We start from the raw sequence: 22,609 nt of genomic DNA on the forward strand, positions 1-22,609 counted from the left end.
CTCCTTAGCCGAGACGGACGACGGCCAACTGGGCTGCCGCGGTGGTGCTGGTGTCCCAGCGGGCGCCGGTGATGGCGGTGTTGTTGGTGGCGACGTTGGTGAAGGCGCCGGCGGCGGTGAGATACACCAGGTCACCAGCAGCGATGGCGACGGAAGCCGTCACCCAGATGTCGCCCTTGGTGATGACGCGTGCCGATGCGCGCTGCGGGAACAGATCCAGGCCCGTGGCCGAGCGATCCAGCAGCGTGATGCCGACGAACTTCAGGTTGGCGCCGCCGAACGCGACGATGCCCTTCTCCGCCGCGCCCTGTGCCACTGCCCGGCCGAACGCGAGACCGGCGACGTCCTCGACGGTGCGGGAGATGACGGTGGCCGGGATCATCGTGGCCTGCATGCCGAGCGAGGCTGCGGGCTGGGTGTCCGGGTAGTTGGTTTGCAGTGCCATGGCTTAGGCCCCCTTGTTCTTGGTGCGGTAATCGAGGTCGGCGACGGACGCGCCGTAGCCGTTGTCCTGCACGACGGTGCGGTGTGCGGCGCCATCGCTCAGTGCGCGTGCGACCGGATCGAACGGCTTGACGCCATCGGCGAGGATGTCGAAGCGAGCCTCGATGTAGGCGTCGCCCTTGCCAGCGATGGCTGCGTCGCCGAGCTTGCCGATGACGGCGGCCTTGCGAACGTCCGCATCGCTCTTGCCGCGATAGTCGGCGTCGTGGATCGCCTTGGCCGTGGCCAGCAGGTCGCCACGCGCCTGCACGCGGGCATCCAGCGCAGCGGCATCCAGCACCTTGCCCTTCAGGTCGTCGATGGCTGCGTCGCGCTTGGCGATCTCCGCATCCTTCAGCGCCAGCGCTGCGGTGTGGTCGGTCGCCTGGCGCGCGGCAACTGCATTGGAGTCGGAGAGCTGGCGCAGCAGCTTGTCGATGGCCTGGGCGCCGGCGTCGGTGGTTTCGACGGACAGCCCATCGACCAGGACGGTCCGGGTCTTGATGTCAGGCATTGTGATTTTCCTCAGTGGGTTGTCGTCGCCGATACGAAGGTGTTCACCACCGCGCGCCCGGTCGACTAGCGCGAGATGGTTGTTGCGGATGTTTCGTTGCACGGCGTCGTACGGCTCGCCTTCGGGCGTCACGCCATCCTCGAAGACGATCTCTGCGGTGTAGCCCTGCGACAGCTCGACCTTGCCGGCCTCCCAGTCGGCGATGGCCGCCTTGTCCATGAGCACCAGCGGCACGCGCACGAACTTGTCGTCGTGCCGCACCTCGTCGCCGGTCTGGCCGACTGCGTACTGCTTCCAGTTGCTCGCGTCGACCATCACCGGTGGGTGGTCGTTGGTCATGGGCCGGTGCGCGAAGCTGCGCAGCGTGGCGTCGGAGAAGACCTCCTCGGGTGGCCGGTACAGCCGCACGATGGGCATGTCCGGCTTGCCCACCTCAGAGCCCATGTATTCCTGGATGCCGATGCGCGCAACCTTTGCATCGGCCACGAGGTAGCCGTCCGCGGTGCGGCGTGGCGCCGACACCGAGACTCGATCTGTCAGAAACATGGTTCAGTCCTCGCGGAGCTCTTCGAAGATTTCCGGGCCCAGCACGATGCGGCCCCGGTATGGCTCAACCTTCGATAGGTCGATGGGCGCCTTGGTCAGGCTGATGTGCGGGGTGTACTCCGGGAAGTCGTGCGAAGCGCCGGCGCGGACGATCTCCTCATGCCGCCAAGCGAGTTGCGTGGACGCGAACAGGATCACCGCCGACATGCCTCCCAGCGGCTCGATAGCACGCGGGCCACCGCGCGGGATGACCAGCTCGCCCTTGTCGTCGCCGCTCCACTCACTCGCGTTACCCGCCTTGATCCAGTCGAAGCGCTGGCGCGAATAGGCCACCGTCACGTGCAGGTCGTCGGCGATGTCGGTGATGCCCTGCTCCCGTGCCCAGGCTTCGATCTCCGCAGCGTTGAGCACGTCCCGGCGCACATACAGTGATCGCGGCTCGGCGTCGGTCAGCGGGTCGCCCTGGTTGCCCTGCGTGGCTGCCAGCGCGGCCGCCGCGCGTTCGTCCTCGTCCTGGTCTTCCTGCCAGTCCGGATTCGCCTTGGTGAAGGCGTCCATCGCCGATTCCAAGCCAGGCGCTACGCCCGCCTCGGTCAGCATGTTCACCGCCACTTCGGCCAGCACCTCGTCGGGAATGAGCTTGGTGTCGGCGAGGGTCTTGATCGTGTCGGCCGTGGTCTTGCCGTTGGTGGCGCGCTCGGTGTCGCTGGTCTGCCACAGGCTGCGCCAGCTGTAGAACACGTCCTTTGGTCGGCTACCGAGCGCCGAGTAGATCAGGCACTCATCTAGCACCGACATGGCCGGCGTGTAGATGAGCTCCTGGCCTGACTTGATGCGGTCGTAGTAATTGCGGATGTCGTTGTCGCCCGTGGCATTCAAGCCGGCAGGCGCCTGGCTCATCAGGCGAGTCATGGGGATGTCAGCTGCGCCCGACACCTGCTGCAGGAAGGCCAGCATCACGTCGACCAATCCGCTGAAGGACGCCGACTTCTGCGTGTACTTCTCCTCCCCATCCAGCACCAGCATGCCGTTGATGCCCTTGGCCATCGCCGCGAGCTGCAGGCGCTGAAGCAGTTGCGCCTCATACGCGGGGTCTGCCAACTGCGACATCAGGTTCGGGATGTTCAGCACATCGACCTTCGCCTCGAATACCAGGCTGGCGATGTTGGCGCTCGTGCCGTCCGCCTGCTTTACCGCGTCGCTGATCGCCATCAGGACCGAGTCGCCCCAGCCGTCACCGTGATCGATATCCGGATCCGGCCGATGGGCACCGTGCAAGATGACCAGCCGCGAGGGATGAATCTCGACCTGGCCGGCTCGGGCTGAGGTGAGCGTGTAGAACGCAGGCCGGCCGAAACTGGGCGACTCAACGTCGCGATCCAGCTCGCCTGCGGTCAGGATGCGCTTGGTCAGCACGTTGAGGTGCTTGACGCCCTCCTTCCTCACGCGCGTCGGGTCCAGCGGCTTGCTGACATCCGAGTCGCCGGTACCGATGTAGATCGCAGCGCCACCGAAGAGCCGCGCCTTGGTGTGCGCCTCCAGCAGCTTCACCTGCAGGCCAAGGCGCTTCTCCTCCTCTTCGAGGGCGCTGATCTGAGTCTGACCAGCATTCCACGTCCGCCAGCTGCGGCAGCCGTCAAGCGCAGGGATGTCGATGATCTTGCGAGCGAGCCACGTGCCGCGGTAGGCGTTGCTGGCGTCCAAATCACTCAGCGGCGCGAGCGCGTAGTGGCTGTGCACCGCCTTGTCGCGCCAGGTGCCCAGGTTGGCCACAAGATTGACCAGCCCGTCTTTGAGTTGTGCGAGCTTGCCCATCAGAGTGCGTTTCCAAGGTTGTAGGTACTGCCGGTGACCAGCTCAGCGAATGCGCCAGAGAGCGCATCGACCTGGTCGTCGTGTTTGGCGTTGGGGAACTCGGCGATCTCGTCGAGGAAGGCGACCACCCAGGGGCCATTCACCAGCTTGATGTTCCCGGCCTCGGCCTGCGCCTCCACCGGTGTTGCGCGGACTTCCTTCGATCCGGACTCGATCGCGGCCTTGATGTCCCAGCCGGCCAGCAGCTTGATCTGGTGCGCGGCATTGGACTTGCCAGCCGCGCCCGGATCCTGCGGGATCCGCACTTTGATCGTCCTGCCGTCCTGGCGCGCGGTGTTGGTCAGCATCCGCTCCACGCCGGCGGGCGACACCTGGTCGCGCACCACGTCGAGCACGTAGTAGATGCCGCCTGTCTCGCCCAGCAGCAAACCGACCGTGTAGTCAGGATCGCTGCTGGTCTTCTCCTTCGGATCCGTCGCGGCGAAGTCCCAGCGCCGAACCTTGCGGGCGGTCGATATCGCCGGCGCCGTTTCCACGACCTCGAACCATTCGCGCTTGAACGAGCCACCATCGCGCGGTGTTGGCCGCTGCTGGTACTGGCCGGCGTACGCGTAGGTGCCCTTGGCGCGCTTCAGCCGTTCGATCTCGGCGCGCGGGAAGCGCTCCGGGAAGAGCAGCTCGCCTTCCTGCGTGCGCGGATCCTCGAAGAACAGCTTCCCGTCGACGTAGGTGCGGCACGGGCCGCCGGTCTTCTTCCCGTCCTTGTCAGTGCGCTCTTCCTCGAACTCCATCGGGAGGTTGAGGTGGACGAAACCCAGGTCCAGCTCCATCGCCACCGCTGCAATGTCCTGCTGGTGCAGGCGCTGCATGATGATGACCATGGCCGACGACGTGATGTCGTTGAGGCGGTCAGTGATGCCCTCTCGGAAGATGCGGACAGCGGTCTTGCGCTCGGCGTCGCTCTCGGCTGTCTCGGTCGAGTGCGGATCGTCGACCTTGACCCGGTCGCCGCGCCCGCCCGTCATTGAGCTGAAGGGTCGGGCCTCGCTGAAGCCGTTGCCGGTGTTCTCGAACTTGCCCTTGGCGTTCTGGTCGCCCCGCAGCTTCAGTGGCCACGCCGCCTGGTACTGGTCGCTCTCTACGAGGCGCCGCAGCTTCAGGTTGTCGCGCAGGACGTTCGGCTGGCTGTAGGAGGTGGCCAGCGTCTGCAGGTCGGCGCGGCCGCACGGGCCCCATTCCCACGCAGTCCAGAACACCAGCACCAGCGACTTCATCATGCCGGGCGGCACGGTGATCAGCAGGAACTGGATGCGCCCTTCGGTGACGGCCTCCAGGTGCTGGCACATCGCGCGCAGTGCCCAGCCGATCTTCAGCGGCCGCTTTGGCTCCAGCACCTGCCAGTGCTCGCGGATGAATCCCTCCAGCGACTGCGACCGCGCCCGGATGCCCTCAACGTCCTCAGCAATCCGTAGCCGCTCCCGCTCAGCCTCCCGCCTCGCCCTCTCCGCTCGGATCTCCGCCAGCGACGGCAAGCGGACCGAGGATCGATTCAAGGCGATCGAGCTCATCGTCTGACAGTTTGCTCAGGTCGTAGGTGCCGATGGCACCGGAATGGCGGTGGCGCTCTACGAGCAGTCCGGAGAGCTTCCCCTTCCCCATCGTGGCGGTGACAGCTGCGCTTGCCTGCTTCTCCCTCAGGGCGAGCTTGCGGGCTTGCTCCAGCTCCAACATCAGGCTGTCGACGGTGACTTCTGCCTTCTTGGCCACCTTCTTCTGCCCAGCGCGCACGGCTGCAGCTACGTCAGCATTGGTCAACAGGCGCGAGCCCTGCTGCTTCGCGGTCTTCTCGCTGTAGCCGGTTCGAATAGCGGCCTGTGTGGCGTTCTGGTCTTTCAGGTACTCAGCGACAAATCGCTGCTGCCTGGGTGAAAGATCAGCTTTGACACGCGGCGTGCTCGTGGGGCGCATAGAGGCCTCACACCGGTTGTGGGTTCGTACTGGGCTCATAGGGAGGATTCAAGAAATGGGAGGCCGTGCCGATAAACGCGGTTATGGACATACCTCTGAAATACCGCCTTGTGTTCCTAGTCCTCGGTTTAGTTGGCGCCCCAACCAGCTACTACAGTTACTTGTTGAAGACAGGCAAGCATGCAAAGCAAGAGGTCAACTGCATCGAGGACGTCTACACCGCCGACTACTCTTCACTCGAAGCCATCGAGCAGGCCAACGCCAAATTCATGGCCTGCCAGAAGGCGGTGGACCCCAACAAGGGAACGATCCCGTTCATCAGGGAAGAGTTGAAGCGCGCCGATCGCTGATCGTCAGCCGCCGGGGTCACGTCGCTGCGACTGACTATTGGACTGCTTGGTATCGGTCAATGGCTTCGTCGCGCTCGGACTGGGCGAGCTCGCAGACTCGTACAACTCGCGCCGCACTTGCCCCGCGTAGTCGGTCTTGTTCAGCAGCTTCTGCGGCAGCGGCGGCACCACCGGACAGACGGTCGGTTTCACAACCTGCCCACAGCCGCCGAACCCGGCCAAGCTCGGAGTCACGGCCAGCAACAGCAGCCGCAATACGTGTGTCGTAGTCAGCATCGATCTTGTCCTCTCGGGTTGTCGCGGAGTCGGCGGCACCCTGGGTGGCTGCAGCCTGCTGGTGTTCTGCGGCCCGGGCGGCCTGCTCACCGGCCAGGGCGCCGATGGCGGCGCCGGCCTTCTGTTCGCTGGTGGCCACCTCGGCCCGGTCGCCGCGCCAGGCCCAGCCGGCACCGAACATGGCGCCCGACCACACAAGCGCGGCGATGATGGCGATCGCCGTGCGGTTCACGGCGCTCTCTCCGATACCGCCTTGGTCACCCCCGCACCGCACAGCGGACAGGCGATCTTGAAATAGTCGCCCTCGCGCTGGTCGGGCTGGCGAATGGCCTCGTTGGTATTCCACTCGAACTCGGTGCCACAGGTGCGGCAGGTACTCTCGTGCGTGTCGCCGACCGACGGGTGACGGCCCTGCTTGATGATGCGCATGGTCAGATCCTTGCGTTGGTGTAGGAGATCCACAGCCAGGCCAGCACGGCCAGCAGCAGCCCGCACAGCGCGGTGATGAACCAGCCCGGCGGATCGTTTGGCGGCGGCAGGCCGCGGTCCCAGTGATCAGCCATCGTCGGAGCGCTTGGGGTCCAAGGCGGGCTGTTTGGCACCGCGCAGGATCAGCGACGCCGACTTGATCACCAGGCCGATGCCGGCGAGCGCCGTCAGTGACCATGGCGGCAAGGCCGCGCGCCAGTCATCGGGCAGCTGGGCGTATGCCACCGCCACCGAGCCAACCATCAGCGCCGCAGCGTCCAACTTGGCCGACCACCACTTGTGCCAGTTGTGCAGGTCCTGGACCGGCTCAAGGCCGACGCCCTTGATGACTTTTCGAAGGATCATCTGACACCCGCCAGGCTATGGATCTCCTCAAGCGCCCAGTGATAGAGCGGCTGATCGACCACGGTCACCCGTGTGATGCGCTTGCCGTTGATGTCCCGCACGCTCACGTGGGTGGATTGCTGCACAGCCAGCAGGACGAAGCCGATGCGCTTGCGCAGTGGGTCCGGCTCCTGCAGCACAGCGATGGCGTCACCCACCATCTCGCGGATCGTGCCAAGCAGCTCGGCGGTCGGCCGCTTCGTGCGGTTGTCCAGTACCGACAGAACGCCCTGCAGCTGATTGATCGCCGGGATGACGGGCTTGCTCTTGGCAGCCATCAGCCTTGCACCAGCTTGCCGCCAGCGCGGGCATAGGCAGCAAGCAGGTTGTCCAGCTTGTGCTCGTGCTGCCCGTAGCCGGCACCTGGCAGGCTGGCCCAGATGTTGGACACCCGCGCGATGGCCTCACGAACCTTGCCGGCCTGGATCAGCGGCAGCGCGCCGCGCTCACGGATCTGCTGCAGCGCGATCTTGTCCTGGCTAAGCGGCGAGAAGTCCGGCAGCCGCAGCGACTTGCTGTAGGCGTCGTAGTAGCGGCGCAGCAGCTGGTACCGGCCGGCGGCGGTAGACGAGATGCGTAGCTTCGGCAGCGGCACCAGCACGCGGGGGTGATCAGCGTATCCCTGGAACAGGCCGCCTCCCACCAGTACGTCGTAGCCGCGGTCCTTTGTGGGCTGCCGGCCGTTGTCCGTGCCTTCCGACCAGGCGAGCATGTCCAAGAAGGCCACGACGTTGCGGCCACCAGCTTGTTCGGGCGTGATGACCGCCATTGCTGTCTCCATAAACGAAGAAGCCCCGCCGAATGGCGAGGCTTGGAATAAATGCAGCGCCCCAGACGCCAGCCATGGAGGCTCATACCTGGGATACCGACCTACGAGCGGCGCTGCAAAATGCTGTGCGCTCAACCACAGCTACTGTCGGCCGATAAGGTGCCTTCAGCAGACTTGAGAGGTAGAGCGATGGAAGATGACGAAAAACGCTTCAAAGACCGCTTTGCTCGTCCCTTCGGTGACCTCGCAGTGAACGGAGTCATCAACTACTTAAAAACAAGCGCGGAGCTAGCGGGTATAGCCGGCCTGTTTCAATTCATTGCAAAGAAGTACGGCTCACCGCACGCAACCGTGGCTATGGCCATATTCGTCCTCGCACTCTATGTGTACGTCAGTAGCGGCATCACGTTGGTTGTGATGCGGCTTACTGATGCACCCAAAAAGCGCGCCACGCAGAAATACTTATTCTTCAGCACGTTAGCCGGCTCAGTACTGATCGCATGGCTAATCCATATGAAGTTCCTAGTCCCGATTGTCGCGGCGATCTCAGAGCAGATCGGTGGCTCTAGTTAAAAACGGCGAGCACCGCCGCGGTGGTCCTGTCCCTTCAGCAGGTCCGCTGCGCCGCGCTGGTCCCGCCCAGCTGGGCAGATCGCGGCAGTGCTCTCCGATAGGTACCGACCGCCGCCGGCGGATTGGTGGGCGGCATCATGTCGCCGGCCCGTGCGCGATCCCGGCGCGCAGCGCCTCGCTTCTCGACGAGGACCTGGCACGCTGGCAGCGGTCGGTATTGGGGCCCCAGAAACGCGAAAACCCGGCGCTGGGCCGGGTTTCAGGGGGAACTTTTGACACTTGCAGAATTAGCTCATTTTATGACGTCACTGTCAACCATCGGCGATGGGTATGGCACAGGCCAGCCCCAAAAGAAGAAACCCCGCCGAAGCGGGGTTGGTCAGGGCATCATTTTTTTTTGAATAGGTCCGGCTGATTGCCGAACACATTTTCGATGTGCTCTTCGTACTCCTGTTCGCTCTTAGAGATCTTGGCAATGCCAAGAAGCTGGCCAAGTTGTGTTCGGAGCGCTTTTACACCAACCTCCGAAAGAAACTGATGCAGTTTCTTATGCCGCTGGTCACTGGTAGCACGTTGAGCCTGCGTAAGCTGGAGGATTCTGCCACTGCTATTAGCGAGAGGTTTATATACTTGGTTGACCGTGAGGTGCTTGAATTTCCATGGACGGTTTCTGACGGGCTTCGGCAGCTTGTAAATGCGATACCATTCCTCGTAAAGCTGCGGCGGAAATTCGCTTTCGTATTCTCGAGCCTCCGCCTGAACAAACAGCTTGAAAGCCGCGATAGTCTCTTCGCGAGTCGCATCGTACCCAGACAAGGCATAGACCAGGCCCTTGATACCAGCTTTGGCAGATGCATTGAGGATGACATGGGCCTGTCTTGCGATGCCCGCTTGGCTCTTTAGTAATCGGCCGTCTCCTTCTGCCGCAATTATTGCCTTGCAAATGTCGATGAGATCGGTGACGTCGAAGCCATGGATGGTAGGTGCTGGCACGTTGGCGCCCACCGCGAGCCCTTGGAAAACAAGGGGCTTGGCGATTCTTTCCCCCAGTTCATGCCCAACGTACGGGGATATCTTCTTGCCTTGGAGGAAGGTAGGAAGCCTGCTCCCGCCTTTGCCTAACCCAATGGCTTCGCCCATCCCGCGCTGGCTTATAACGGCAGTTTTTGCATCATCGTTAAGAACGTAACATTCAACGTCGATTCCAAAATCATTTTTGAATGTCCCTTTATGGGTGGCTTTCAACTGCATTTTTTTCGACATTGCATTCCCCGTAGAATTGATGTTCAGTCAGCCCATCCGCCAATCCAGTGGACGCGTCCAATCACAATGATCGGCTCGCGCCTCGAATCCATCCGCCGCGACCGCTTTCAGTTGTGGTCGCCGGCTGGGTTGCAGCCCTGAAGATAAATAGCCCCATCCAGAACCATTGCGCGTGTCGCGTGCTACTCCGGCTTGTCCGGGTTGGCCATCCCGTTTAGCTGGATCAGGTACGACCCCTCAACGACTTAACGATGTCCGTCTTAAGCGCTACCGGATCAATCTGGACACTCAGTATGGTGTTGCAGAAAGGGCAAGCGTAAGAAACCCCTCGCCATGCCACCCGTCCCAGCACCTCCCTGCACTGCACAGAAGCAATCGTCACTTGGCTCACAACCTTCGCGCACTCAGCATTTGGGCACTTACCGTTCATCGCTACCACTCCTTGGGCGGAGTCAGATTCTAGGCAGCTATGCGCCCTCGAAACCAGTCCGTTCCCTTGTCCAGCTCGTAGCGGTATTGGCGGACTGTGAGGGTTCCACCATATTGTTCGGCAACCATCCGAGCCTTCACAGCTTGGCTCGCCGCCACTGTGAACTCGGTGCGCACCACGAGAACACGCAGTGGGAACTGCCTGGACATCGAGGCCAGGGCCCGGTCGATCCAACGCAGGTCGTCGGGGATGCCGATGTCGACCGCGATTTCCGGGTTGTCGTGCGGCCGGTCGGCGTCGTTCCGCGCGCGCACCGGGTCCACGGCCCAAGCCGGGATCTCGCCCAGCGCTGTCAGCCCAGCCCGCTCGGCCATGAACCGGCGCCGCTGCCGGCCATCGCGTTCCACCAGCTCGCAGAAGGCCTGCTCGACCGTCTTGGGCGCGTAGTCCTTTGCATTCTCCAGCACGTGGCGGCTGCGGTCGGCGCGGCTGAGCGTGTACCGGTTGGCGTGCGCGTAGCCCCAGCGCCGCAGTTCATCGATCAGCGGATCCTCATTACGCCGCATGGCGAAACTCCTCCAGCGTTGCGTCGTCCAAGCGGAACTGCGGCAACCGGCCGTCGTCCTGGCACATGCCCATCTGTCGGCTCTCGATGCCCTTGCAGTGGGTGATGCCGAAGGTGCGCTCCCTGCAGGTGCAGAACTGGCACAGCCCACGCTTGCGCACAGCCGCGGCGTACCGCTTCCGCAGCAGTTTTTCGTAGTGGGCCTCCGGCCTGCTCAGGTTCGTCGGATTGAGCGTCATGCAGCGAGGGCTCCCGGCTGGTGCTTCTGCTCATGCCACAGCGCCAGCAGCAGCGCCTCGGCGCGGCCGTCGTCCTTCTTGCGCTGCAGCTGCGGCGCGGCGGACGGAAACCGGCGAATGGCCAGCTGGCGCGATGCGTCCTTGTCCTGCCCGATCAGCCCGAAATGGCGCTTCCAGCTCTGCGGCTCCGCCAGGCTGAAGGGGATGCCCATCACCTCGAGCACAGCCTTCGCCTTGGCGTAGCTCTCGCCAAAGTTCATCGACGACTGCACGCCGGCTTGGCGCCCATCCTTCGGCGGCATCGCGCGCACACGCTCCACGCAGCCGGAGAAGACCGCGCCCGGGTGCTGGCTGCGGATCTCGCGGATGAAGACCGCGATCGCACGTGCATCAACCTCCTGCTTGTTGCCGACTGCCATCTTCGGCATGTCGAGGATCGGGCCGGCCTCACCGTCGAGTAGCGCCGCCACCGCGCCGGACAGGCCTGGATCGATTCCGAACACCACGCGCAAGGTCATGCCGCCACCTGCTGCTGCAGCTGCGCTCGTCGGTCCAGCAGGTCGTCACGCAGTTCCGCATGCGTGATCCGGTGGTTGTAGGTGCCGATCGTCGTGCGCGCCGGCAAGGCATTCCGCACGCAGTCGGCACGCCGTGTGTCCACGTGGCCATCCCAGCCCACATGCACCTTGTGGTTCACCTTCACGGCCATCAGCTTCTTCATGACGGCGCGGGTCACTTCGTTGATTTCGTCGGTGATCAAGTTCACGCCTGCTTCTCCAGTTCGGCCAGCAGCGCATCGCCCTGCTTCACCGACTCGTGCGCGATCCACTGGCTGACCTTCATGTCCTTCACGGCCGCGTGCCGCGCCAAACGGTTGTAGCCGTCTTCGTTCTGGATGCTGCCGACAATGCCCTGCATCGCTGCCTTGGCGAACTCTTCGCGCTTGGTCAAACGCTCCACGCGTTGATCGGCGTTCGAGATCAACTTCGGTGATTGCTGGATGCTCATGCCGCCTTCCTCCGCTCTGCATCGGCCTCGTCCCAGCCATCGCGCCAGGCCTCACGCATCAATGCGCCCTCCTCGCCCATGGCGTACTTCGGTGAGTCGTCGCGCTTCTTGCTGGCTTGACGCGCGCGGTGGCCGGCGAGCCGGGCGTTCTCGTATTGCTGCTGGTTCATGCTGCCCTCGTGATGTTGAGTAGTTGGTCCTGGTAGTCCTGCCAGGCTTCAGTGCCGCGTCCGCCCAGGACGTCGAACGTCCAGGCGCGGAACTCGCGGGCGTGGTGCTTGAAACTGGGGCCGAAGACTTCGCGCATGCGGTCGCGGGTCATGCCGGGCATCTGGTTGCCGTCGTGGTGCCAGGCGCCGAGCGCGACGACCGCGTGCTGGCCGATTTGCTTCTGGCCGTGCAGGTCGCCGAGGTTGCGATGGTGGATCTCCGTGTGCCCGCACTGGATGGCGCGCTGTAGGCCGGCGGCGATACGCCAGCGGCAGACGACGCAGCCTAGTGCGCGTGCGGCGTCCTGATATCCCTGCTGTAGAGCGTTAGGAGGCGAAATTGATCTCTTCACAGCAGCGGCGACCGCACATCGAAGCTATGATCGAGAGCGAAGAATCTTGAACAAGCAGACAAATGCTCACCAACTATTCTGCTAAAAAGACCAGCGTGATCACGGTTATCGGAGCTGTGCTCGTGGGTGGATTCACGGGGTGGGCTCTGGCGGAAACAAGAGCGTCTGGATGGTCTCGGGCCGATCTGGTGTCTCTGGCTGCGGCGCTGGGCACGTGGGCTGTCGGCATCGGAGCATTCTTTTATGCACGCGCTGCGCATCTCCTTCGCGAAACGGAGCTCCGCAAGATCGAGGCGGCCGAACGGCATGAAGAGAACGCAGCGTTCAATGCAACGCGAGGCCGACTTGCTGCATTGGCGGCGCCGGCAGCTATCTGCGAAGACGCGAATGCCGCTAATGAAATCGAGTCCCAAGTGGGCATGAGGCGCGTCGTCCGACTCATTCAGGAGTGCACACCAACGGGGAGCTTGCTGGAGATACCTGGCAAATATATGGCGGGCGAGATATTGACCGGCCTCGTAAATGTCACAGTACTTGCGAGCATGCTTCGGGGAGGCTGCGAAGATCTTCTCGAAGAACTGACTGGAAGTTTCGCACCAACAAATGGGCACCTGAAGGCGAGATTTAGCGACATCTGCGAGATCGCCGACGGCTTGCGTGATGAAGCTCAGAGAAGCTCTGACGACCTTGAAGAGTTGAGACTCTCGATATTGGATAGCTGAGCTCAGGCGCATGCAAGCTGCTCCATGTCACCGGTAGTTACCGGTGTTGCACTGCCCGCCATTAGCCAGAACTCGGCCAGCACGTCGTCGATCAGCACGTGCGCGTAGACGTTGCCGATGTGGCGGATGATGCCTTCGAACAACCGGCGGAACTCATCCTCATCCATCGAGTCGAACGCCAGCGAGCGCGCGACGGTGACGGGGATTGTTTCGATCCTCGGCAGGACTTCGCGCAGCAGCTTTGCCGCGCCTGGGCCGAATGCCGCATCTGACGCGGCCAGCACCGCAGCAACCACCGGCGTGGCGTCCATGTCGATCTGCTCGCAGCAGACGTTCGCCTCGCGCTGCAGCTGCTTGATTGCCTCGTGGCTGTCCAGGCCTTCCCAGCCTTCGACGTTCTCGACCATCAGCTGGCCGATCTTGTGCAACAGGCGGTGGCGCCATGCATCGCGCGGAGCCTTGATTTCCAGCCGCACCTCTTGCCCGCGCCGATAGCCGCGCCGCTTCATCAGCTCGCGGTCGATGGGGTGCTCGGCGAGCATGGCCAGCCGCTCCTCACCGGTATCCAGCACCACCACGCGCTCGATCAGCGCGTAGATGGGACGCGCCGCGCGCTTGGCGCGGATCTTCTTTGCAGCTTTGGTCATGGTCATGCGTCGACGTCCTGCCGCGGCGCGCGCGGCTTGAGGCTGCGGAATCCGCGTGCGCGCGGCGTCGGCTTGCCGTCTTCGCTTTCGATCGGCGCCGGCTCCCAGTACTCGGGCAGGTTCTGGAACTTGAAGCGCTCCGGCATGTAGAGCACGCGCACGTCGCCCGGCGGCCCACTGCGCTGCAGCGGAACCAGCAGCTCGGCGGTGCCCTTCCAGCGGCTGTCGCGGTGATAGACCTCGTCGCGGTAGATGAAGATCACCGCATCGGCGTCCTGCTCGATCGATCCGGAGTCACGCAGATCCGCAGGCTGCGGGCGCTTGTCGGGGCGGTCTTCCAGCTTTCGATTGAGCTGCGACAGCAGCAGCACTGGAACGCCCAGCTCACCGGCGAGCAGCTTCAGGCCGCGGCTGATATCGCCGACGCCGTTGGCGCGGTTGTCGCCCTGGATCTCCATCAGCTGCAGGTAGTCGATGACGATCAGGCCCAGCGGCTTGCGGGCGTGCTGCCGGCGTGCCTGCGAGCTGACGTGCTCGACGCGTGCCCGGCGCGGCCGGCTGACGAAGATGTCCGCTGCGCGCAGCTTGCGCATCGCGCTGGTGACATTCGTCCAGTCCACGTCGTCCAGGTCACCGGAGCGGATCCGGTTGCCGTCGATGCCGCCGACAGACGCCAGCATGCGGTCGCCCAGCTCCTCGGCCTGCATCTCGAAACTGAAGACCGCCACCGCCTTGCGCAGGTTGAGCGCGACATGCTCGGCGATGTTCTGTGCAAGCGTGGTTTTACCCATCTTCGGGCGCGCAGCCAGGACATACAGACCGCCCGGCTTCAAGCCACCAAGCAGGTCGTCCAGGTCGTCGATGCTGGTCGTGATGCCGTGGATGCCACCGCCATCGCGGGAGCGCTCGCCCAGGCGCTCGAAGACGCGGTCCATCACTGGCGCCACCGACTCCAGCTCGCAGGGCTGGCTGTCCATCAGCGAACCGATGCGCGACTGCGCGGTGCCGATCAGCTCGATGCTGCTCTGCCCGTCCGGGTTGTACCCGGCGTTGGCGATATCGGTACCGACCTGGATCAGCCGACGCAGCCGCGCCTTGTCTGCCACGATCTCCGCATAGGCGCGGATGTTGGCGGCCGATGGCGTGGTGCTGGCCAGCTCGATCAGATACCCACCGTCCGCCACCTCCTCCAGCAAGCCCTGGGCTTCGAACCAATCGCCCATGGTCACGATGTCGAAGGGCCGGCGCGGCTGCGAGGTAGCCAGTTCGCGGATCGATTGGAAGATCAGGCGGTGGTCGCGGCGGTAGAAGTCGTCCGCTTCCACCAGGTCGGCAATGTCGTCCCATGCGCGGTTGACCAGCATCAGGCCGCCAAGCACCGCCTGTTCGGCGTCCACGCTGTGCGGCGGCATGCGCAGCTGCTCCGCGTGGTGGTGCCCGTTGCCGGCGGCGACGTCACCGTACAGCGCGCCCATCCGCTCGATGTCGTCGTGCATGCTCATGCAGCACCCCGCTCGGCTTGAGCCTCTGCATCGCGCACCCGGCGGTACTGCTCGCCGATGGTCGTCAGCGCGTAGCCGGTCTGCGGGTTGAGGTACCAAACCTTCTGCCAGTTGCCGCGCACTGCATTGCGGAAGACGGCGCGCCAATCGACGTAGCGTTTCCGGTCACCGGAATAGCGATCAGCGAACGACAGCCAAGCCAGCTCGATGAACTCATCCGGGATACCGGCCTTCTCGGCCCACTCGAACACCGGGTCATCAGCACGGATCGCATCTTCGTCACCGAGCGAGGTGCTCCAGCTGTCGAAGGTCTGCATGCGTGGCTTCGGCGAAGCACTGGCGGATGCTTCGCTGTTGTTGCTTATAGGTTCTTTACGGTTAGACCGCAGCTGCTGCGGGGGTGACTGCGGCATTTGCGGTGGTTTGTGCAGATTTTGCGGTGGTTCGACTGCGGCATTTGCGGGGGTGCAGCTGCTGCGGGGGTGCAGCTCCTGCGGTGGTTGGTAGGCATCCGGGTTGATGACGTAGCGCGTATGACGCCCGTTCGAACGATCAGCGGTGACGAGCCCGACGGACTCAAGCCAGCGGATCGCGCTGTGTACTGTTCGCTCACTCAAGCAGGTGCGTTCGCAGATGGTCGGGATCGAGGGCCAGCAGTGGCCCTGGTCGTTGGCGTTGTCGGCAAGCGAGATGAGCACCGCCTTCGGCGACGGCGGCATGTGCATCGGCCAGCACTTGGACATGATCAGCGTGCTCATGCCAGTCGCCCTGCCCTCTCCATGCGCTTGACCTGGCCGGCGCTGCGGCCCTCGCACTCACGCTTCAGATCCAGCCAATACGCGCGTGCGAGGTTGGGCTTGCCGGCGACGTGAGCAGCGCGCATGGCGACAGCAATCCGGCGGATGCGGCGCTCACGGCGCCAGTCTTCAAGCAGCTGCAGGATCATGCTGCCTCCCTGACGGCTGCTGCCTCAGCGAAGGCGTGCTGCGCCACCTGGGCAAACATCGCCTGCAGCTGGCCGCACACCGCCGCCACGGCCTTCGATTCGTTCGGGGTGAACACGTGGTCGTCGAGCGCGTCGGCGATCAGCTTGCACAGTTTGCCCTTCAGCTCGCCGGCATCCAGCAGAGCCTCCATGAGGCTGCCAGCCATCGGCACGTCGGCGCGCTGGACGATGAAGTCGTGCTCGGCGGCCAGCGCGTGCAGGATCCGGAAGTCGCCCGTCAGCCCCATGATCTCGCTGGCTTCGGCCAGGGTCAGGTGATGCGTGCGCGTGTTCGGGTTGACCTTGCTGCGGAGCACCGCCGCAGACATCGGCTTCTCTTCGCCGCGGTCGTTGATCGAGATGAGCCGTGTGGCCAGAGCCAGGCTGCCGCCGGGATAGTCCAGAACGGTCTTGTGTGCTGCATCGGAGATGTTCATCGGCGGGATACCTGAACGTGGTTCGTGAAGGGACCATCCGCCACGCTTTGCGCCATGGACGCACTGCAACGACGGATCAAATCAGCGAGAAGAAGGGCCCCAAACGTCACGACGATCGTGCGTGTGGGCGGGAACGTGTTTGGGCTGCGGTGGGTCGACGGCCGCATGCTCGTGAAGCTGTTACGGAAGGGAAGCTAGGTGGGCGCCCGCCAGCCGGTACGATGGGATTTCGACACCACCACCAGCACCGGAGACGGACAAATGGGAGAACTCCTGGATCGGGCACTGCAGCGCCAATTGCTCGAGGCTCTTACGGCTGCCTACCCGGCCAGCCTTGACGCGCGAGAACTGGGGCACTTGGTGCAGGGCAACGCTTTGAGGGTCAACATCACCTACCTCGCAGAGCACGGCCTTGTCGCAGCGAGATTCTTCGACGATATGAGCGAAGGCCCCCAGCTTGGCTCTGCCAAAGTCACCGCGAAGGGCATCGATTTCCTCGCAGACGACGGAGGTCTCGGGGCAATTCTTGGTGTCGTCACGATCAAACTTCATGAGGACACGCTGCTTCGCCTGATTGAGTCGAAGGTGCGCGACTCTGATCTTCCGCCGACACAAAAAACGCGATTGCTCGATCAGCTTCGCAAGCTGCCTGCCGAGACCACAAAACACCTCGCCATGAAGCTTGTGGACGCTGGTCTGAAGCATGCGCCAGACGCACTCCAGCTACTTCAAAGTGCTGTGGGCTAGCAGCCATGCGACGCATCACCAACCAGCTGCTTTCCGTGAGGCCGATGCAGAACTCATCGACTTTGATTGCCCCGTGCTGGTCTTCCACAAAGAGGCCGCGCGGCGCTGCGACGAGCGCATGGATTTTTACGTCAGGCAGCATTGGCCACCTCCCCTTCCGGGTTGGCTGGCGGCCAGATGTCGGGCCGAAGCTCGGTCAGCGAGACGGCGCCCTGGCTTTGAACGTGCAGCTGCCGCACCAGGCCGCCGTCGAAGCGCTGGCCTTTGCTCATCGCCTTGCGGAGATAGCCAATGGAAGTGCCCGCGCGAACGGCGTAGTCGGCCTGCTCGGCTGGGGTCAAGGTCGTGAGGTAGCTGCGCAGAGTGTCCATGCGCCAATATTACTCTTTGGTAATTTCCAGTCAATACCTTTTGGTCAATTACCGATAGGTAAGGGAAAATCGGTCATGACCTCTACAGACCCCACCATCGTTGCGCTGCGTCGCGCTCGTCTGCGCGCTTGGATCGATGACCGCCATGCTGGCGTACAGGCCTCTTTCGTAGCCGCCGTCGCCATCAACCAGGGAGAGCTGTCCGGACTGCTCAACGGGAAGAAGTCCTTCGGGGAAAAGAAGGCCAGGTCACTAGAGCAAGCTGCCGGCATGCCTAATGGGTATCTCGACAGCGCCTCATCACTCACCGCTGCGACCTCTACCGTCTTAGCTACTGAGACCCCCCCGGGATACCTTCGGCTTCAGCTTTTCGAAGGAGCAGCAGGGATGGGGCAAGGCGTGGTGAACCAAGATTTTCCCGAGGTGATGAAGGTCATGGAAGTGGCCGAATGGGAGGTTCGCCGAAAGCTTGGTTTTCTCCCAAAACCCGGGCGAATCCAAATCATCACCGGTCGTGGGCCCTCCATGCGTCCCAAGATCGAGGATGGCGACATCGTCTGGATCGACACGTCTATCGACTACTTCGACGGCGACGATTACTACTTAATTAGTTACGACGGCGAAACTCAGATCAAGATGCTCCAGAAAAGGAGCGACGGTCTGTATGTGGTCAGCGCGAATCCTGAATTCAAAGAGTGGCGCTGCGATCCCGCGGATCTTGCAGTCCGCGGCAAAGCACTTGTGCACGCTGGATTTCGCCGGTTTTAAGCGAGCCGATGGAGTAGGCATATACATGAAGTTGATAGCAAGCGCCCTAGCCTGCATGTTCATCGTCGGCTGCAGCGCGGACAATAAAACAAACACTCCAATGCCTGCGCCACGCCCCGACGCAAAGCAGTTCGTTGGCCTCGAGATTGGTGCACCCAGTCCTCTACCCGAGTGTGCTCGATACTCTCCTGATGGGGATTACCAGGTGGCCAGCCTGCAGCCGGTCACGCCGTGCTCGATACCGCTTGAAGATGAAGTAGTCGCCATTGATGGGGTCGAAATAAAGCGGCCGCCCGACTTTCCGTCAAAGATAGCTATCTTGTTTCGCGCGGAACAAGTTCCAGCCGGCATAGATACAAGAGCAGCTGGAATCATCCAGGCCGGCAAATTGGCGGAGGTCGTCGTCGAGCAATCCGACGATGCATCCTACGAAGACAAGAAGACTTTCATCCCTCTACTTAATAAAAAGTACGGCCCGATCGCAGGCTTCACCTCGGATAGGGATGTCTACTGGCATCAACCAAACATGGATGTCATCTACTACGCTGCCGCGATGCCCGCCAAGGTCAGAATCGGCGCAAGGTCTACTTCGTATAAAGAGTGGCTGCAACGATCAGCCCCTGCCCCCCAGCAGCCAGGCACCTTCTAATTCTCGCGGCTGCCTCGCAGCAGCCCGCCTAGCCGTGCAAAAAATAATTACCATCTGGTATTGACAGCTGATTACCGTTTGGTAATCTACATCCATCGCAGCGAACTACCCGGATCCCGCCGGGGACGTGCGACGGAGAACGTAGATGGCCAACCGCCACCGCCAGCAGCCCCGCAACACCAGCACCGAGCGGCAGTGCCCGACGTGCCTGGGTGCCGGTGAGCTGACCCGCAACGACAGCTGGAACAGCGACCCGCAGCGCGAGTACTCGGTGCCGTGCACGAACAGCATCTGCATGGATGGCTGGGTGCGCTGGGCTGCTCTGGATCCGCTGGAGATTGCGCGCGGCCTGCGTCGGCGCCGGTATCACCCGACGACCGGCGTCCGCTACGGCGAGGCCATGGCGCGCGCACTGACTGACGTGTCGCTGCCGGCCGATGTGCAGCCGATGACGTGGCGGGTGGCGGCATGAAGACCATCCCACAGTGCGGCCCGAACGGCATCTGGGATCACCTCGGCTACTCGATCAACCGGTGTGCGCGTGGCGGCCGAACCATCACGCGCCCGGACGGATCGGTGGTCGACACCATCACGCGAGCATATGAGCGCGAGGACGGCTATGCGCGCGAGCTGCGTGCTGGGAAAGCCGAGCTGGCTTCTCATGGCCTCGAGATGGAGGCAGAGGCATGAGCGCCGTCATCCCCTTCCCTACCGCTGCACGCGGCGCCGACCTGGTGCGCGACATCGCGCTCGATCGCGGATACGGCGCGATCACCGTGGCGCAGCTGGTGCGCACTTTCCATCCCGACAACGTGCGCCCTCTGCGCGTGCAGGCTTCGCAGCACGTGCGCGATCTGGACGAGTCGGCGACCGCGTTCTTCGACGGTCCGGAGGCTGCCTGATGTGCAACGTCTCCGCAGAACCGCGCGCCGACGCGGACCAGCCGATCGACCCCGAGTTCCAGCGCTTCATGCTCCGCGAGGACGCGATCTTCGCTGCTTTCTTCATAGCAATCGGCGCTGGCGCAGCCCTGCTCCTGCAGGCGGTGTTCTCGTGACCGGGCGTTGCTATGCCGGCTTCGCGTGGCTGTGTGCCTCTGTGCTGTTCCTGGCCGCGCTGGCGACGTTTGCCTATGCCCAGGATGCGCACGCGATCTGCTCCGCCGTGCTGGTCGTGGGCTTCGTGCTCTCGCTGCACCTGCCTGAAAGCTGGCGCAACGCCCGCGCCAGGGCGTCTTGCCCACCGCCGGTACCGGCCAGCGACATCACTCCCGACTTTCCGGAACAGCCGCGCCGCGGCGTCCGTTGATCCCCGCCGGTACGCCGGCACCACCGACGAGGTATCCAATGTTTCAGCTCGACAAGCACGAGGCGTCCATCGCCAACGTCAACCAGCGCATCCAGCGGCACGGCGACGAACGCCAGCTGGCTGCCGACATCAAGTTCGTCTTGAGCGTCAGCAACGAAGCGCTCGATTCGTTCGACCCGACCCTGCGCCATGACCTGTTCCGCAAGCCGGCGAAGGGCGAACAGCAGGATCTGCCGCAGATCGGCGGCGACGGCCTGACCGCCGTCAAGCACCCGGCTCTGGAGCCGCTGAAGTTGAGCCACGAATTCGCCGGCTACGAGATGCACCTGGCCGGCCTGCTCGAGGCTGGCGATCCGATCGTGCTGGTGGACGTGAAGCTCAAGCGCTTCGTGATCGAACCGAAGGAAGGCGGCAGCCTGGCGATGTCGTTCACCGCTTCGTCCGAAGTGGACCCGCAGGAACTGGCCGAGCTGTCGGAAGCGCTGATCCGCGAAGACGTGCTGTTGTCGCTGATCGCGCCGAAGCGCGCCGGCCAGGCAGCCGAGGATCTGAGCGAAGGAGGCGACACGCTGGATGCGCAGGACACCGCGGCAGCCGCTGCCGAAGCCGCGAGTCTGATCGATGCAGGCAAGAAGGCTGCCGCATGAGCGCGCCCACCCACATCCCGCTGATTGACGTGGAGAGCCGCCAGATCGCGGCCATCGGCCACGACGCCGCCAGCCAGACGCTGGCCGTGCGCTTCAAGAATTGGAAGGGCGAGATCACCTCGCTCTACCACTACGACAACGTGACCGCCGACGACTACGCCGCGCTGCAGACAGCCGAGTCGAAGGGTGGCCACTTCAACAAGGTGATCAAGGCCGACCCGGTGCGCTGGCCCTACCGCAAGGTCGACGACCGCCCGCTTGCCGACGCGGCCTGATCCCAAACCCTGATCCGTGGCAGGTGTCCACGGACGCGAACGCACCGCGCATTGGCTCTCGAAGGCCAGACGTTAAAGGCAGGAAGGGAACAGCCCGCACCGCCGACACGTGCGCAAGAAGGAGCGGAAGGCTTAGCGCCTATGCAGCCGGGAAAGACTGGCCCCAGCGAAAGCTCATGGGTGAACGAGTGGTGCGGATGCAACGCCGCTGACAGCCGGGAAAGACCGGCGCCTATCCATAGCGGTGCGGCCTGATCTCCGACCTGGCGGGTCGAGGACGTGGTGCCGCCCAGGCCGCACCGCTATGGAGGGAATGCGCAGGCTGATGCGCACCGTGGGACTCGACGTGACGAGCTTCCAAAACTGCATGCGACGGCCTGCAGGCGGTCACGAAGGCCGGAGATCAGCACCGGCCCCTCCACCCATCGACAACACGCCGGCGCCGCCGGCAGGAGATTGCTGTGACCAACGTAGCCGTGATTCCGCAAAACCAACAGGGTGGGCTTGTCGCGCAGCCGCGCCAGCAGTTCGACCTCAGCCCGCAGACGTTCGAGCAGGCGCTCACCTTTGCCGATTACCTCGCAGAAAGTGACCTCGTTCCGAAGGACTTCAAGGGCAAGCCCGCGAATTGCCTGATTGCAATGCAGTGGGGTGCAGAGCTGGGGCTGAAGGCGCTTCAGGCGATCCAGAACATCGCGATCATCAACGGACGCCCGGCCCTATGGGGTGACTCGGTCCTTGCGATCGTGCGCGCGTCGCATCTGTGCGAGTACGTCACCGAAACCGACAACGGCGACACCGCAACGTGCCGTGTGAAGCGCCGGGGCGAAGCGGAGGAAGTGCGCACCTTCAGTATGGCCGACGCGAAGACTGCAGGACTGCTCGGCAAGGCGGGCCCCTGGACGCAGTACCCGAAGCGCATGCGCCAGATGCGCGCCCGTGCTTTCGCGCTCCGCGACGTGTTCACCGACGTGCTGCGCGGCATCGCGATCGCCGAGGAGATCATGGACTTCCAGCTCGCAGGTACTGCCGGCGGTGAGCAGGCCCGCGCTGCGATCGAAGGCCAGGCCGACAAGCAGCTGCCCGCCTACTCGGAAGCCGACTTCTCGGCAAATCTGCCGAAGTGGTGGGACATCATCGCCAGCGGCAAGAAAACCGCCGATGACCTCATCGCGATGCTGCAGACCAAAGCGACTTTCAGTGCCGAGCAGCTGAAGGAAATCCGCAATCCGCCAACCGATGTGGATGAGCGCGAGGCGCAGACCGACGTCCAGGCCGCTGCCGGGGGCATCACCCAGACCGCTGTGGAGCGTTGAG

General features: G+C 63.5%; 39 protein-coding genes. 14 read left to right on the forward strand and 25 right to left on the reverse strand.

Translation table 11 applies throughout. The features are described from left to right. Window positions 1–4 precede the first annotated feature (4 nt). From QRM60_RS02080 to QRM60_RS02100, 5 genes are read right to left on the reverse strand one after another with little or no spacing between them, the layout of a single operon-like run. Window positions 5–445 carry a hypothetical protein gene (locus tag QRM60_RS02080; RefSeq protein ID WP_285445483.1) on the reverse strand — a complete coding sequence of 147 codons (441 nt, stop codon included), beginning with the start codon at window positions 443–445 and terminating at the stop codon, window positions 5–7. A gap of 3 nt (window positions 446–448) precedes the next feature. After that, a complete protein-coding gene (locus QRM60_RS02085; RefSeq protein ID WP_285445484.1) occupies window positions 449–1,543 on the reverse strand; it encodes a DUF2213 domain-containing protein in 1,095 nt (364 codons plus the stop codon). A gap of 3 nt (window positions 1,544–1,546) precedes the next feature. Further along, the gene (locus QRM60_RS02090) at window positions 1,547–3,358 is read right to left on the reverse strand and encodes a phage portal protein (RefSeq protein ID WP_285445485.1); all 1,812 of its coding nucleotides are present in this window, start codon (window positions 3,356–3,358) and stop codon (window positions 1,547–1,549) included. Continuing rightward, window positions 3,358–4,926 carry a phage terminase large subunit gene (terL, locus tag QRM60_RS02095; protein WP_285445486.1) on the reverse strand — a complete coding sequence of 523 codons (1,569 nt, stop codon included), beginning with the start codon at window positions 4,924–4,926 and terminating at the stop codon, window positions 3,358–3,360. The genes QRM60_RS02090 and terL overlap by 1 nt, the downstream gene beginning before the upstream one ends. Further along, window positions 4,841–5,326: a terminase small subunit gene (locus QRM60_RS02100; RefSeq protein ID WP_285445487.1), complete on the reverse strand. Its 486-nt coding sequence runs from the start codon at window positions 5,324–5,326 to the stop codon at window positions 4,841–4,843. The genes terL and QRM60_RS02100 overlap by 86 nt, the downstream gene beginning before the upstream one ends. A 164-nt stretch (window positions 5,327–5,490) precedes the next feature. Between QRM60_RS02100 and QRM60_RS02105 the strand changes: the two genes are divergently transcribed. Beyond that, the gene (locus tag QRM60_RS02105) at window positions 5,491–5,676 is read left to right on the forward strand and encodes a hypothetical protein (protein WP_285445488.1); all 186 of its coding nucleotides are present in this window, start codon (window positions 5,491–5,493) and stop codon (window positions 5,674–5,676) included. Between the two features lie 34 nt (window positions 5,677–5,710). Here QRM60_RS02105 and QRM60_RS02110 read toward each other — a convergent pair whose 3' ends face one another. Genes QRM60_RS02110 through QRM60_RS02135 form a run of 6 tightly spaced genes read right to left on the reverse strand, consistent with a single transcriptional unit; the run spans window position 5,711 to window position 7,594 of the window. Further along, window positions 5,711–6,184, reverse strand: coding sequence for a hypothetical protein (locus tag QRM60_RS02110; protein ID WP_285445489.1), 474 nt, complete (start codon window positions 6,182–6,184; stop codon window positions 5,711–5,713). Continuing rightward, a complete protein-coding gene (locus QRM60_RS02115) occupies window positions 6,181–6,381 on the reverse strand; it encodes a hypothetical protein (protein WP_285445490.1) in 201 nt (66 codons plus the stop codon). The genes QRM60_RS02110 and QRM60_RS02115 overlap by 4 nt, the downstream gene beginning before the upstream one ends. Before the next feature lie 2 nt (window positions 6,382–6,383). Next, a complete protein-coding gene (locus QRM60_RS02120; protein ID WP_285445491.1) occupies window positions 6,384–6,515 on the reverse strand; it encodes a hypothetical protein in 132 nt (43 codons plus the stop codon). Then, window positions 6,508–6,786, reverse strand: a complete 279-nt coding sequence (locus QRM60_RS02125) for a hypothetical protein (RefSeq protein WP_285445492.1) — start codon at window positions 6,784–6,786, stop codon at window positions 6,508–6,510. Before QRM60_RS02125 ends, QRM60_RS02120 begins: the two co-directional genes overlap by 8 nt. Continuing rightward, entirely contained in the window at window positions 6,783–7,103 is a 321-nt protein-coding gene (locus QRM60_RS02130) for a hypothetical protein (RefSeq protein WP_285445493.1), read from the reverse strand. The genes QRM60_RS02125 and QRM60_RS02130 overlap by 4 nt, the downstream gene beginning before the upstream one ends. Then, window positions 7,103–7,594 (reverse strand): glycoside hydrolase family 104 protein, encoded by a 492-nt coding sequence (locus tag QRM60_RS02135; RefSeq protein ID WP_285445494.1) that lies wholly within the window; start codon window positions 7,592–7,594, stop codon window positions 7,103–7,105. Before QRM60_RS02135 ends, QRM60_RS02130 begins: the two co-directional genes overlap by 1 nt. Before the next feature lie 189 nt (window positions 7,595–7,783). Between QRM60_RS02135 and QRM60_RS02140 the strand changes: the two genes are divergently transcribed. Next, the gene (locus QRM60_RS02140; protein ID WP_285445495.1) at window positions 7,784–8,167 is read left to right on the forward strand and encodes a hypothetical protein; all 384 of its coding nucleotides are present in this window, start codon (window positions 7,784–7,786) and stop codon (window positions 8,165–8,167) included. Between the two features lie 387 nt (window positions 8,168–8,554). Here the strand turns inward: QRM60_RS02140 and QRM60_RS02145 are convergent, their stop codons facing one another. The 8 genes from QRM60_RS02145 to QRM60_RS02180 form a co-directional block, all read right to left on the reverse strand. Further along, window positions 8,555–9,430, reverse strand: coding sequence for a P63C domain-containing protein (locus QRM60_RS02145; RefSeq protein WP_285445496.1), 876 nt, complete (start codon window positions 9,428–9,430; stop codon window positions 8,555–8,557). A gap of 459 nt (window positions 9,431–9,889) precedes the next feature. After that, window positions 9,890–10,426 (reverse strand): hypothetical protein, encoded by a 537-nt coding sequence (locus QRM60_RS02150; RefSeq protein WP_285445497.1) that lies wholly within the window; start codon window positions 10,424–10,426, stop codon window positions 9,890–9,892. Further along, window positions 10,416–10,664 (reverse strand): hypothetical protein, encoded by a 249-nt coding sequence (locus QRM60_RS02155; RefSeq protein ID WP_285445498.1) that lies wholly within the window; start codon window positions 10,662–10,664, stop codon window positions 10,416–10,418. Before QRM60_RS02155 ends, QRM60_RS02150 begins: the two co-directional genes overlap by 11 nt. Next, the gene (locus QRM60_RS02160; RefSeq protein WP_285445499.1) at window positions 10,661–11,182 is read right to left on the reverse strand and encodes a hypothetical protein; all 522 of its coding nucleotides are present in this window, start codon (window positions 11,180–11,182) and stop codon (window positions 10,661–10,663) included. Before QRM60_RS02160 ends, QRM60_RS02155 begins: the two co-directional genes overlap by 4 nt. Further along, on the reverse strand, window positions 11,179–11,430 hold the full coding sequence (locus QRM60_RS02165) for a hypothetical protein (RefSeq protein WP_116903609.1): 252 nt from the start codon (window positions 11,428–11,430) through the stop codon (window positions 11,179–11,181). Before QRM60_RS02165 ends, QRM60_RS02160 begins: the two co-directional genes overlap by 4 nt. Continuing rightward, window positions 11,427–11,672 (reverse strand): hypothetical protein, encoded by a 246-nt coding sequence (locus QRM60_RS02170; protein WP_285445500.1) that lies wholly within the window; start codon window positions 11,670–11,672, stop codon window positions 11,427–11,429. The genes QRM60_RS02165 and QRM60_RS02170 overlap by 4 nt, the downstream gene beginning before the upstream one ends. Continuing rightward, on the reverse strand, window positions 11,669–11,842 hold the full coding sequence (locus tag QRM60_RS02175) for a hypothetical protein (protein WP_181922224.1): 174 nt from the start codon (window positions 11,840–11,842) through the stop codon (window positions 11,669–11,671). Before QRM60_RS02175 ends, QRM60_RS02170 begins: the two co-directional genes overlap by 4 nt. Continuing rightward, window positions 11,839–12,234 carry a hypothetical protein gene (locus QRM60_RS02180; protein WP_285445501.1) on the reverse strand — a complete coding sequence of 132 codons (396 nt, stop codon included), beginning with the start codon at window positions 12,232–12,234 and terminating at the stop codon, window positions 11,839–11,841. Before QRM60_RS02180 ends, QRM60_RS02175 begins: the two co-directional genes overlap by 4 nt. 62 nt (window positions 12,235–12,296) lie before the next feature. On the opposite strand from QRM60_RS02180, the gene QRM60_RS02185 reads away from it, so the two are divergent. Then, the gene (locus tag QRM60_RS02185) at window positions 12,297–12,956 is read left to right on the forward strand and encodes a hypothetical protein (protein WP_285445502.1); all 660 of its coding nucleotides are present in this window, start codon (window positions 12,297–12,299) and stop codon (window positions 12,954–12,956) included. A gap of 2 nt (window positions 12,957–12,958) precedes the next feature. Here the strand turns inward: QRM60_RS02185 and QRM60_RS02190 are convergent, their stop codons facing one another. Genes QRM60_RS02190 through QRM60_RS02210 form a run of 5 tightly spaced genes read right to left on the reverse strand, consistent with a single transcriptional unit; the run spans window position 12,959 to window position 16,527 of the window. Beyond that, on the reverse strand, window positions 12,959–13,609 hold the full coding sequence (locus QRM60_RS02190) for a hypothetical protein (RefSeq protein WP_285445503.1): 651 nt from the start codon (window positions 13,607–13,609) through the stop codon (window positions 12,959–12,961). After that, window positions 13,606–15,105: a replicative DNA helicase gene (gene dnaB / locus QRM60_RS02195; protein ID WP_285445504.1), complete on the reverse strand. Its 1,500-nt coding sequence runs from the start codon at window positions 15,103–15,105 to the stop codon at window positions 13,606–13,608. Before dnaB ends, QRM60_RS02190 begins: the two co-directional genes overlap by 4 nt. Then, a complete protein-coding gene (locus tag QRM60_RS02200; protein ID WP_285445505.1) occupies window positions 15,102–15,863 on the reverse strand; it encodes a helix-turn-helix domain-containing protein in 762 nt (253 codons plus the stop codon). The genes dnaB and QRM60_RS02200 overlap by 4 nt, the downstream gene beginning before the upstream one ends. Beyond that, window positions 15,860–16,051 (reverse strand): hypothetical protein, encoded by a 192-nt coding sequence (locus tag QRM60_RS02205; RefSeq protein WP_285445506.1) that lies wholly within the window; start codon window positions 16,049–16,051, stop codon window positions 15,860–15,862. Before QRM60_RS02205 ends, QRM60_RS02200 begins: the two co-directional genes overlap by 4 nt. Next, window positions 16,048–16,527: a phage regulatory CII family protein gene (locus tag QRM60_RS02210; RefSeq protein WP_115540006.1), complete on the reverse strand. Its 480-nt coding sequence runs from the start codon at window positions 16,525–16,527 to the stop codon at window positions 16,048–16,050. The genes QRM60_RS02205 and QRM60_RS02210 overlap by 4 nt, the downstream gene beginning before the upstream one ends. 261 nt (window positions 16,528–16,788) lie before the next feature. Between QRM60_RS02210 and QRM60_RS02215 the strand changes: the two genes are divergently transcribed. After that, window positions 16,789–17,274, forward strand: coding sequence for a hypothetical protein (locus QRM60_RS02215; RefSeq protein ID WP_285445507.1), 486 nt, complete (start codon window positions 16,789–16,791; stop codon window positions 17,272–17,274). Window positions 17,275–17,405: 131 nt separating this feature from the next. Here the strand turns inward: QRM60_RS02215 and QRM60_RS02220 are convergent, their stop codons facing one another. Then, window positions 17,406–17,645, reverse strand: a complete 240-nt coding sequence (locus tag QRM60_RS02220) for a hypothetical protein (RefSeq protein WP_285445508.1) — start codon at window positions 17,643–17,645, stop codon at window positions 17,406–17,408. 75 nt (window positions 17,646–17,720) lie between these two features. Between QRM60_RS02220 and QRM60_RS02225 the strand changes: the two genes are divergently transcribed. From QRM60_RS02225 to QRM60_RS02270, 10 genes are all read left to right on the forward strand, one after another. Then, complete coding sequence (locus QRM60_RS02225; RefSeq protein WP_285445509.1) at window positions 17,721–18,413, forward strand: S24 family peptidase; 693 nt, start codon at window positions 17,721–17,723, stop codon at window positions 18,411–18,413. 25 nt (window positions 18,414–18,438) lie between these two features. After that, entirely contained in the window at window positions 18,439–19,062 is a 624-nt protein-coding gene (locus QRM60_RS02230) for a hypothetical protein (RefSeq protein ID WP_285445510.1), read from the forward strand. Window positions 19,063–19,207: 145 nt separating this feature from the next. Then, entirely contained in the window at window positions 19,208–19,534 is a 327-nt protein-coding gene (locus tag QRM60_RS02235) for a hypothetical protein (protein ID WP_285445511.1), read from the forward strand. Continuing rightward, entirely contained in the window at window positions 19,531–19,752 is a 222-nt protein-coding gene (locus QRM60_RS02240) for a hypothetical protein (protein ID WP_285445512.1), read from the forward strand. The genes QRM60_RS02235 and QRM60_RS02240 overlap by 4 nt, the downstream gene beginning before the upstream one ends. Beyond that, entirely contained in the window at window positions 19,749–19,964 is a 216-nt protein-coding gene (locus tag QRM60_RS02245; RefSeq protein ID WP_285445513.1) for a hypothetical protein, read from the forward strand. The genes QRM60_RS02240 and QRM60_RS02245 overlap by 4 nt, the downstream gene beginning before the upstream one ends. Next, window positions 19,964–20,119 carry a hypothetical protein gene (locus tag QRM60_RS02250; RefSeq protein ID WP_285445514.1) on the forward strand — a complete coding sequence of 52 codons (156 nt, stop codon included), beginning with the start codon at window positions 19,964–19,966 and terminating at the stop codon, window positions 20,117–20,119. Before QRM60_RS02245 ends, QRM60_RS02250 begins: the two co-directional genes overlap by 1 nt. Then, on the forward strand, window positions 20,116–20,370 hold the full coding sequence (locus tag QRM60_RS02255; protein ID WP_285445515.1) for a hypothetical protein: 255 nt from the start codon (window positions 20,116–20,118) through the stop codon (window positions 20,368–20,370). Before QRM60_RS02250 ends, QRM60_RS02255 begins: the two co-directional genes overlap by 4 nt. 38 nt (window positions 20,371–20,408) lie before the next feature. After that, on the forward strand, window positions 20,409–21,017 hold the full coding sequence (locus QRM60_RS02260) for a hypothetical protein (RefSeq protein ID WP_115540000.1): 609 nt from the start codon (window positions 20,409–20,411) through the stop codon (window positions 21,015–21,017). After that, complete coding sequence (locus QRM60_RS02265; protein ID WP_285445516.1) at window positions 21,014–21,292, forward strand: KTSC domain-containing protein; 279 nt, start codon at window positions 21,014–21,016, stop codon at window positions 21,290–21,292. Before QRM60_RS02260 ends, QRM60_RS02265 begins: the two co-directional genes overlap by 4 nt. Before the next feature lie 461 nt (window positions 21,293–21,753). After that, complete coding sequence (locus QRM60_RS02270) at window positions 21,754–22,608, forward strand: hypothetical protein (RefSeq protein ID WP_285445517.1); 855 nt, start codon at window positions 21,754–21,756, stop codon at window positions 22,606–22,608. The last annotated feature ends 1 nt before the right edge of the window (window position 22,609 follow it).

It is taken from the genome of Xanthomonas sp. fls2-241-TYG-148 (assembly GCF_030208815.1).
Taxonomy (GTDB): Bacteria; Pseudomonadota; Gammaproteobacteria; order Xanthomonadales; family Xanthomonadaceae; genus Xanthomonas; species Xanthomonas campestris.

Coding starts and splice junctions, on each gene's coding strand:
- QRM60_RS02080 (WP_285445483.1), bottom strand. CDS start 445: ATGGCACTGCAAACCAACTACCCGGACACCCAGCCCGCAGCCTCGCTC.
- QRM60_RS02085 (WP_285445484.1), bottom strand. CDS start 1,543: ATGTTTCTGACAGATCGAGTCTCGGTGTCGGCGCCACGCCGCACCGCG.
- QRM60_RS02090 (WP_285445485.1), bottom strand. CDS start 3,358: ATGGGCAAGCTCGCACAACTCAAAGACGGGCTGGTCAATCTTGTGGCC.
- terL (WP_285445486.1), bottom strand. CDS start 4,926: ATGAGCTCGATCGCCTTGAATCGATCCTCGGTCCGCTTGCCGTCGCTG.
- QRM60_RS02100 (WP_285445487.1), bottom strand. CDS start 5,326: ATGCGCCCCACGAGCACGCCGCGTGTCAAAGCTGATCTTTCACCCAGG.
- QRM60_RS02115 (WP_285445490.1), bottom strand. CDS start 6,381: ATGCGCATCATCAAGCAGGGCCGTCACCCGTCGGTCGGCGACACGCAC.
- QRM60_RS02120 (WP_285445491.1), bottom strand. CDS start 6,515: ATGGCTGATCACTGGGACCGCGGCCTGCCGCCGCCAAACGATCCGCCG.
- QRM60_RS02125 (WP_285445492.1), bottom strand. CDS start 6,786: ATGATCCTTCGAAAAGTCATCAAGGGCGTCGGCCTTGAGCCGGTCCAG.
- QRM60_RS02130 (WP_285445493.1), bottom strand. CDS start 7,103: ATGGCTGCCAAGAGCAAGCCCGTCATCCCGGCGATCAATCAGCTGCAG.
- QRM60_RS02135 (WP_285445494.1), bottom strand. CDS start 7,594: ATGGCGGTCATCACGCCCGAACAAGCTGGTGGCCGCAACGTCGTGGCC.
- QRM60_RS02140 (WP_285445495.1), top strand. CDS start 7,784: ATGGAAGATGACGAAAAACGCTTCAAAGACCGCTTTGCTCGTCCCTTC.
- QRM60_RS02145 (WP_285445496.1), bottom strand. CDS start 9,430: ATGTCGAAAAAAATGCAGTTGAAAGCCACCCATAAAGGGACATTCAAA.
- QRM60_RS02150 (WP_285445497.1), bottom strand. CDS start 10,426: ATGCGGCGTAATGAGGATCCGCTGATCGATGAACTGCGGCGCTGGGGC.
- QRM60_RS02155 (WP_285445498.1), bottom strand. CDS start 10,664: ATGACGCTCAATCCGACGAACCTGAGCAGGCCGGAGGCCCACTACGAA.
- QRM60_RS02160 (WP_285445499.1), bottom strand. CDS start 11,182: ATGACCTTGCGCGTGGTGTTCGGAATCGATCCAGGCCTGTCCGGCGCG.
- QRM60_RS02170 (WP_285445500.1), bottom strand. CDS start 11,672: ATGAGCATCCAGCAATCACCGAAGTTGATCTCGAACGCCGATCAACGC.
- QRM60_RS02175 (WP_181922224.1), bottom strand. CDS start 11,842: ATGAACCAGCAGCAATACGAGAACGCCCGGCTCGCCGGCCACCGCGCG.
- QRM60_RS02185 (WP_285445502.1), top strand. CDS start 12,297: ATGCTCACCAACTATTCTGCTAAAAAGACCAGCGTGATCACGGTTATC.
- QRM60_RS02190 (WP_285445503.1), bottom strand. CDS start 13,609: ATGACCATGACCAAAGCTGCAAAGAAGATCCGCGCCAAGCGCGCGGCG.
- dnaB (WP_285445504.1), bottom strand. CDS start 15,105: ATGAGCATGCACGACGACATCGAGCGGATGGGCGCGCTGTACGGTGAC.
- QRM60_RS02200 (WP_285445505.1), bottom strand. CDS start 15,863: ATGAGCACGCTGATCATGTCCAAGTGCTGGCCGATGCACATGCCGCCG.
- QRM60_RS02205 (WP_285445506.1), bottom strand. CDS start 16,051: ATGATCCTGCAGCTGCTTGAAGACTGGCGCCGTGAGCGCCGCATCCGC.
- QRM60_RS02210 (WP_115540006.1), bottom strand. CDS start 16,527: ATGAACATCTCCGATGCAGCACACAAGACCGTTCTGGACTATCCCGGC.
- QRM60_RS02215 (WP_285445507.1), top strand. CDS start 16,789: ATGGGAGAACTCCTGGATCGGGCACTGCAGCGCCAATTGCTCGAGGCT.
- QRM60_RS02220 (WP_285445508.1), bottom strand. CDS start 17,645: ATGGACACTCTGCGCAGCTACCTCACGACCTTGACCCCAGCCGAGCAG.
- QRM60_RS02225 (WP_285445509.1), top strand. CDS start 17,721: ATGACCTCTACAGACCCCACCATCGTTGCGCTGCGTCGCGCTCGTCTG.
- QRM60_RS02230 (WP_285445510.1), top strand. CDS start 18,439: ATGAAGTTGATAGCAAGCGCCCTAGCCTGCATGTTCATCGTCGGCTGC.
- QRM60_RS02235 (WP_285445511.1), top strand. CDS start 19,208: ATGGCCAACCGCCACCGCCAGCAGCCCCGCAACACCAGCACCGAGCGG.
- QRM60_RS02240 (WP_285445512.1), top strand. CDS start 19,531: ATGAAGACCATCCCACAGTGCGGCCCGAACGGCATCTGGGATCACCTC.
- QRM60_RS02245 (WP_285445513.1), top strand. CDS start 19,749: ATGAGCGCCGTCATCCCCTTCCCTACCGCTGCACGCGGCGCCGACCTG.
- QRM60_RS02250 (WP_285445514.1), top strand. CDS start 19,964: ATGTGCAACGTCTCCGCAGAACCGCGCGCCGACGCGGACCAGCCGATC.
- QRM60_RS02260 (WP_115540000.1), top strand. CDS start 20,409: ATGTTTCAGCTCGACAAGCACGAGGCGTCCATCGCCAACGTCAACCAG.
- QRM60_RS02265 (WP_285445516.1), top strand. CDS start 21,014: ATGAGCGCGCCCACCCACATCCCGCTGATTGACGTGGAGAGCCGCCAG.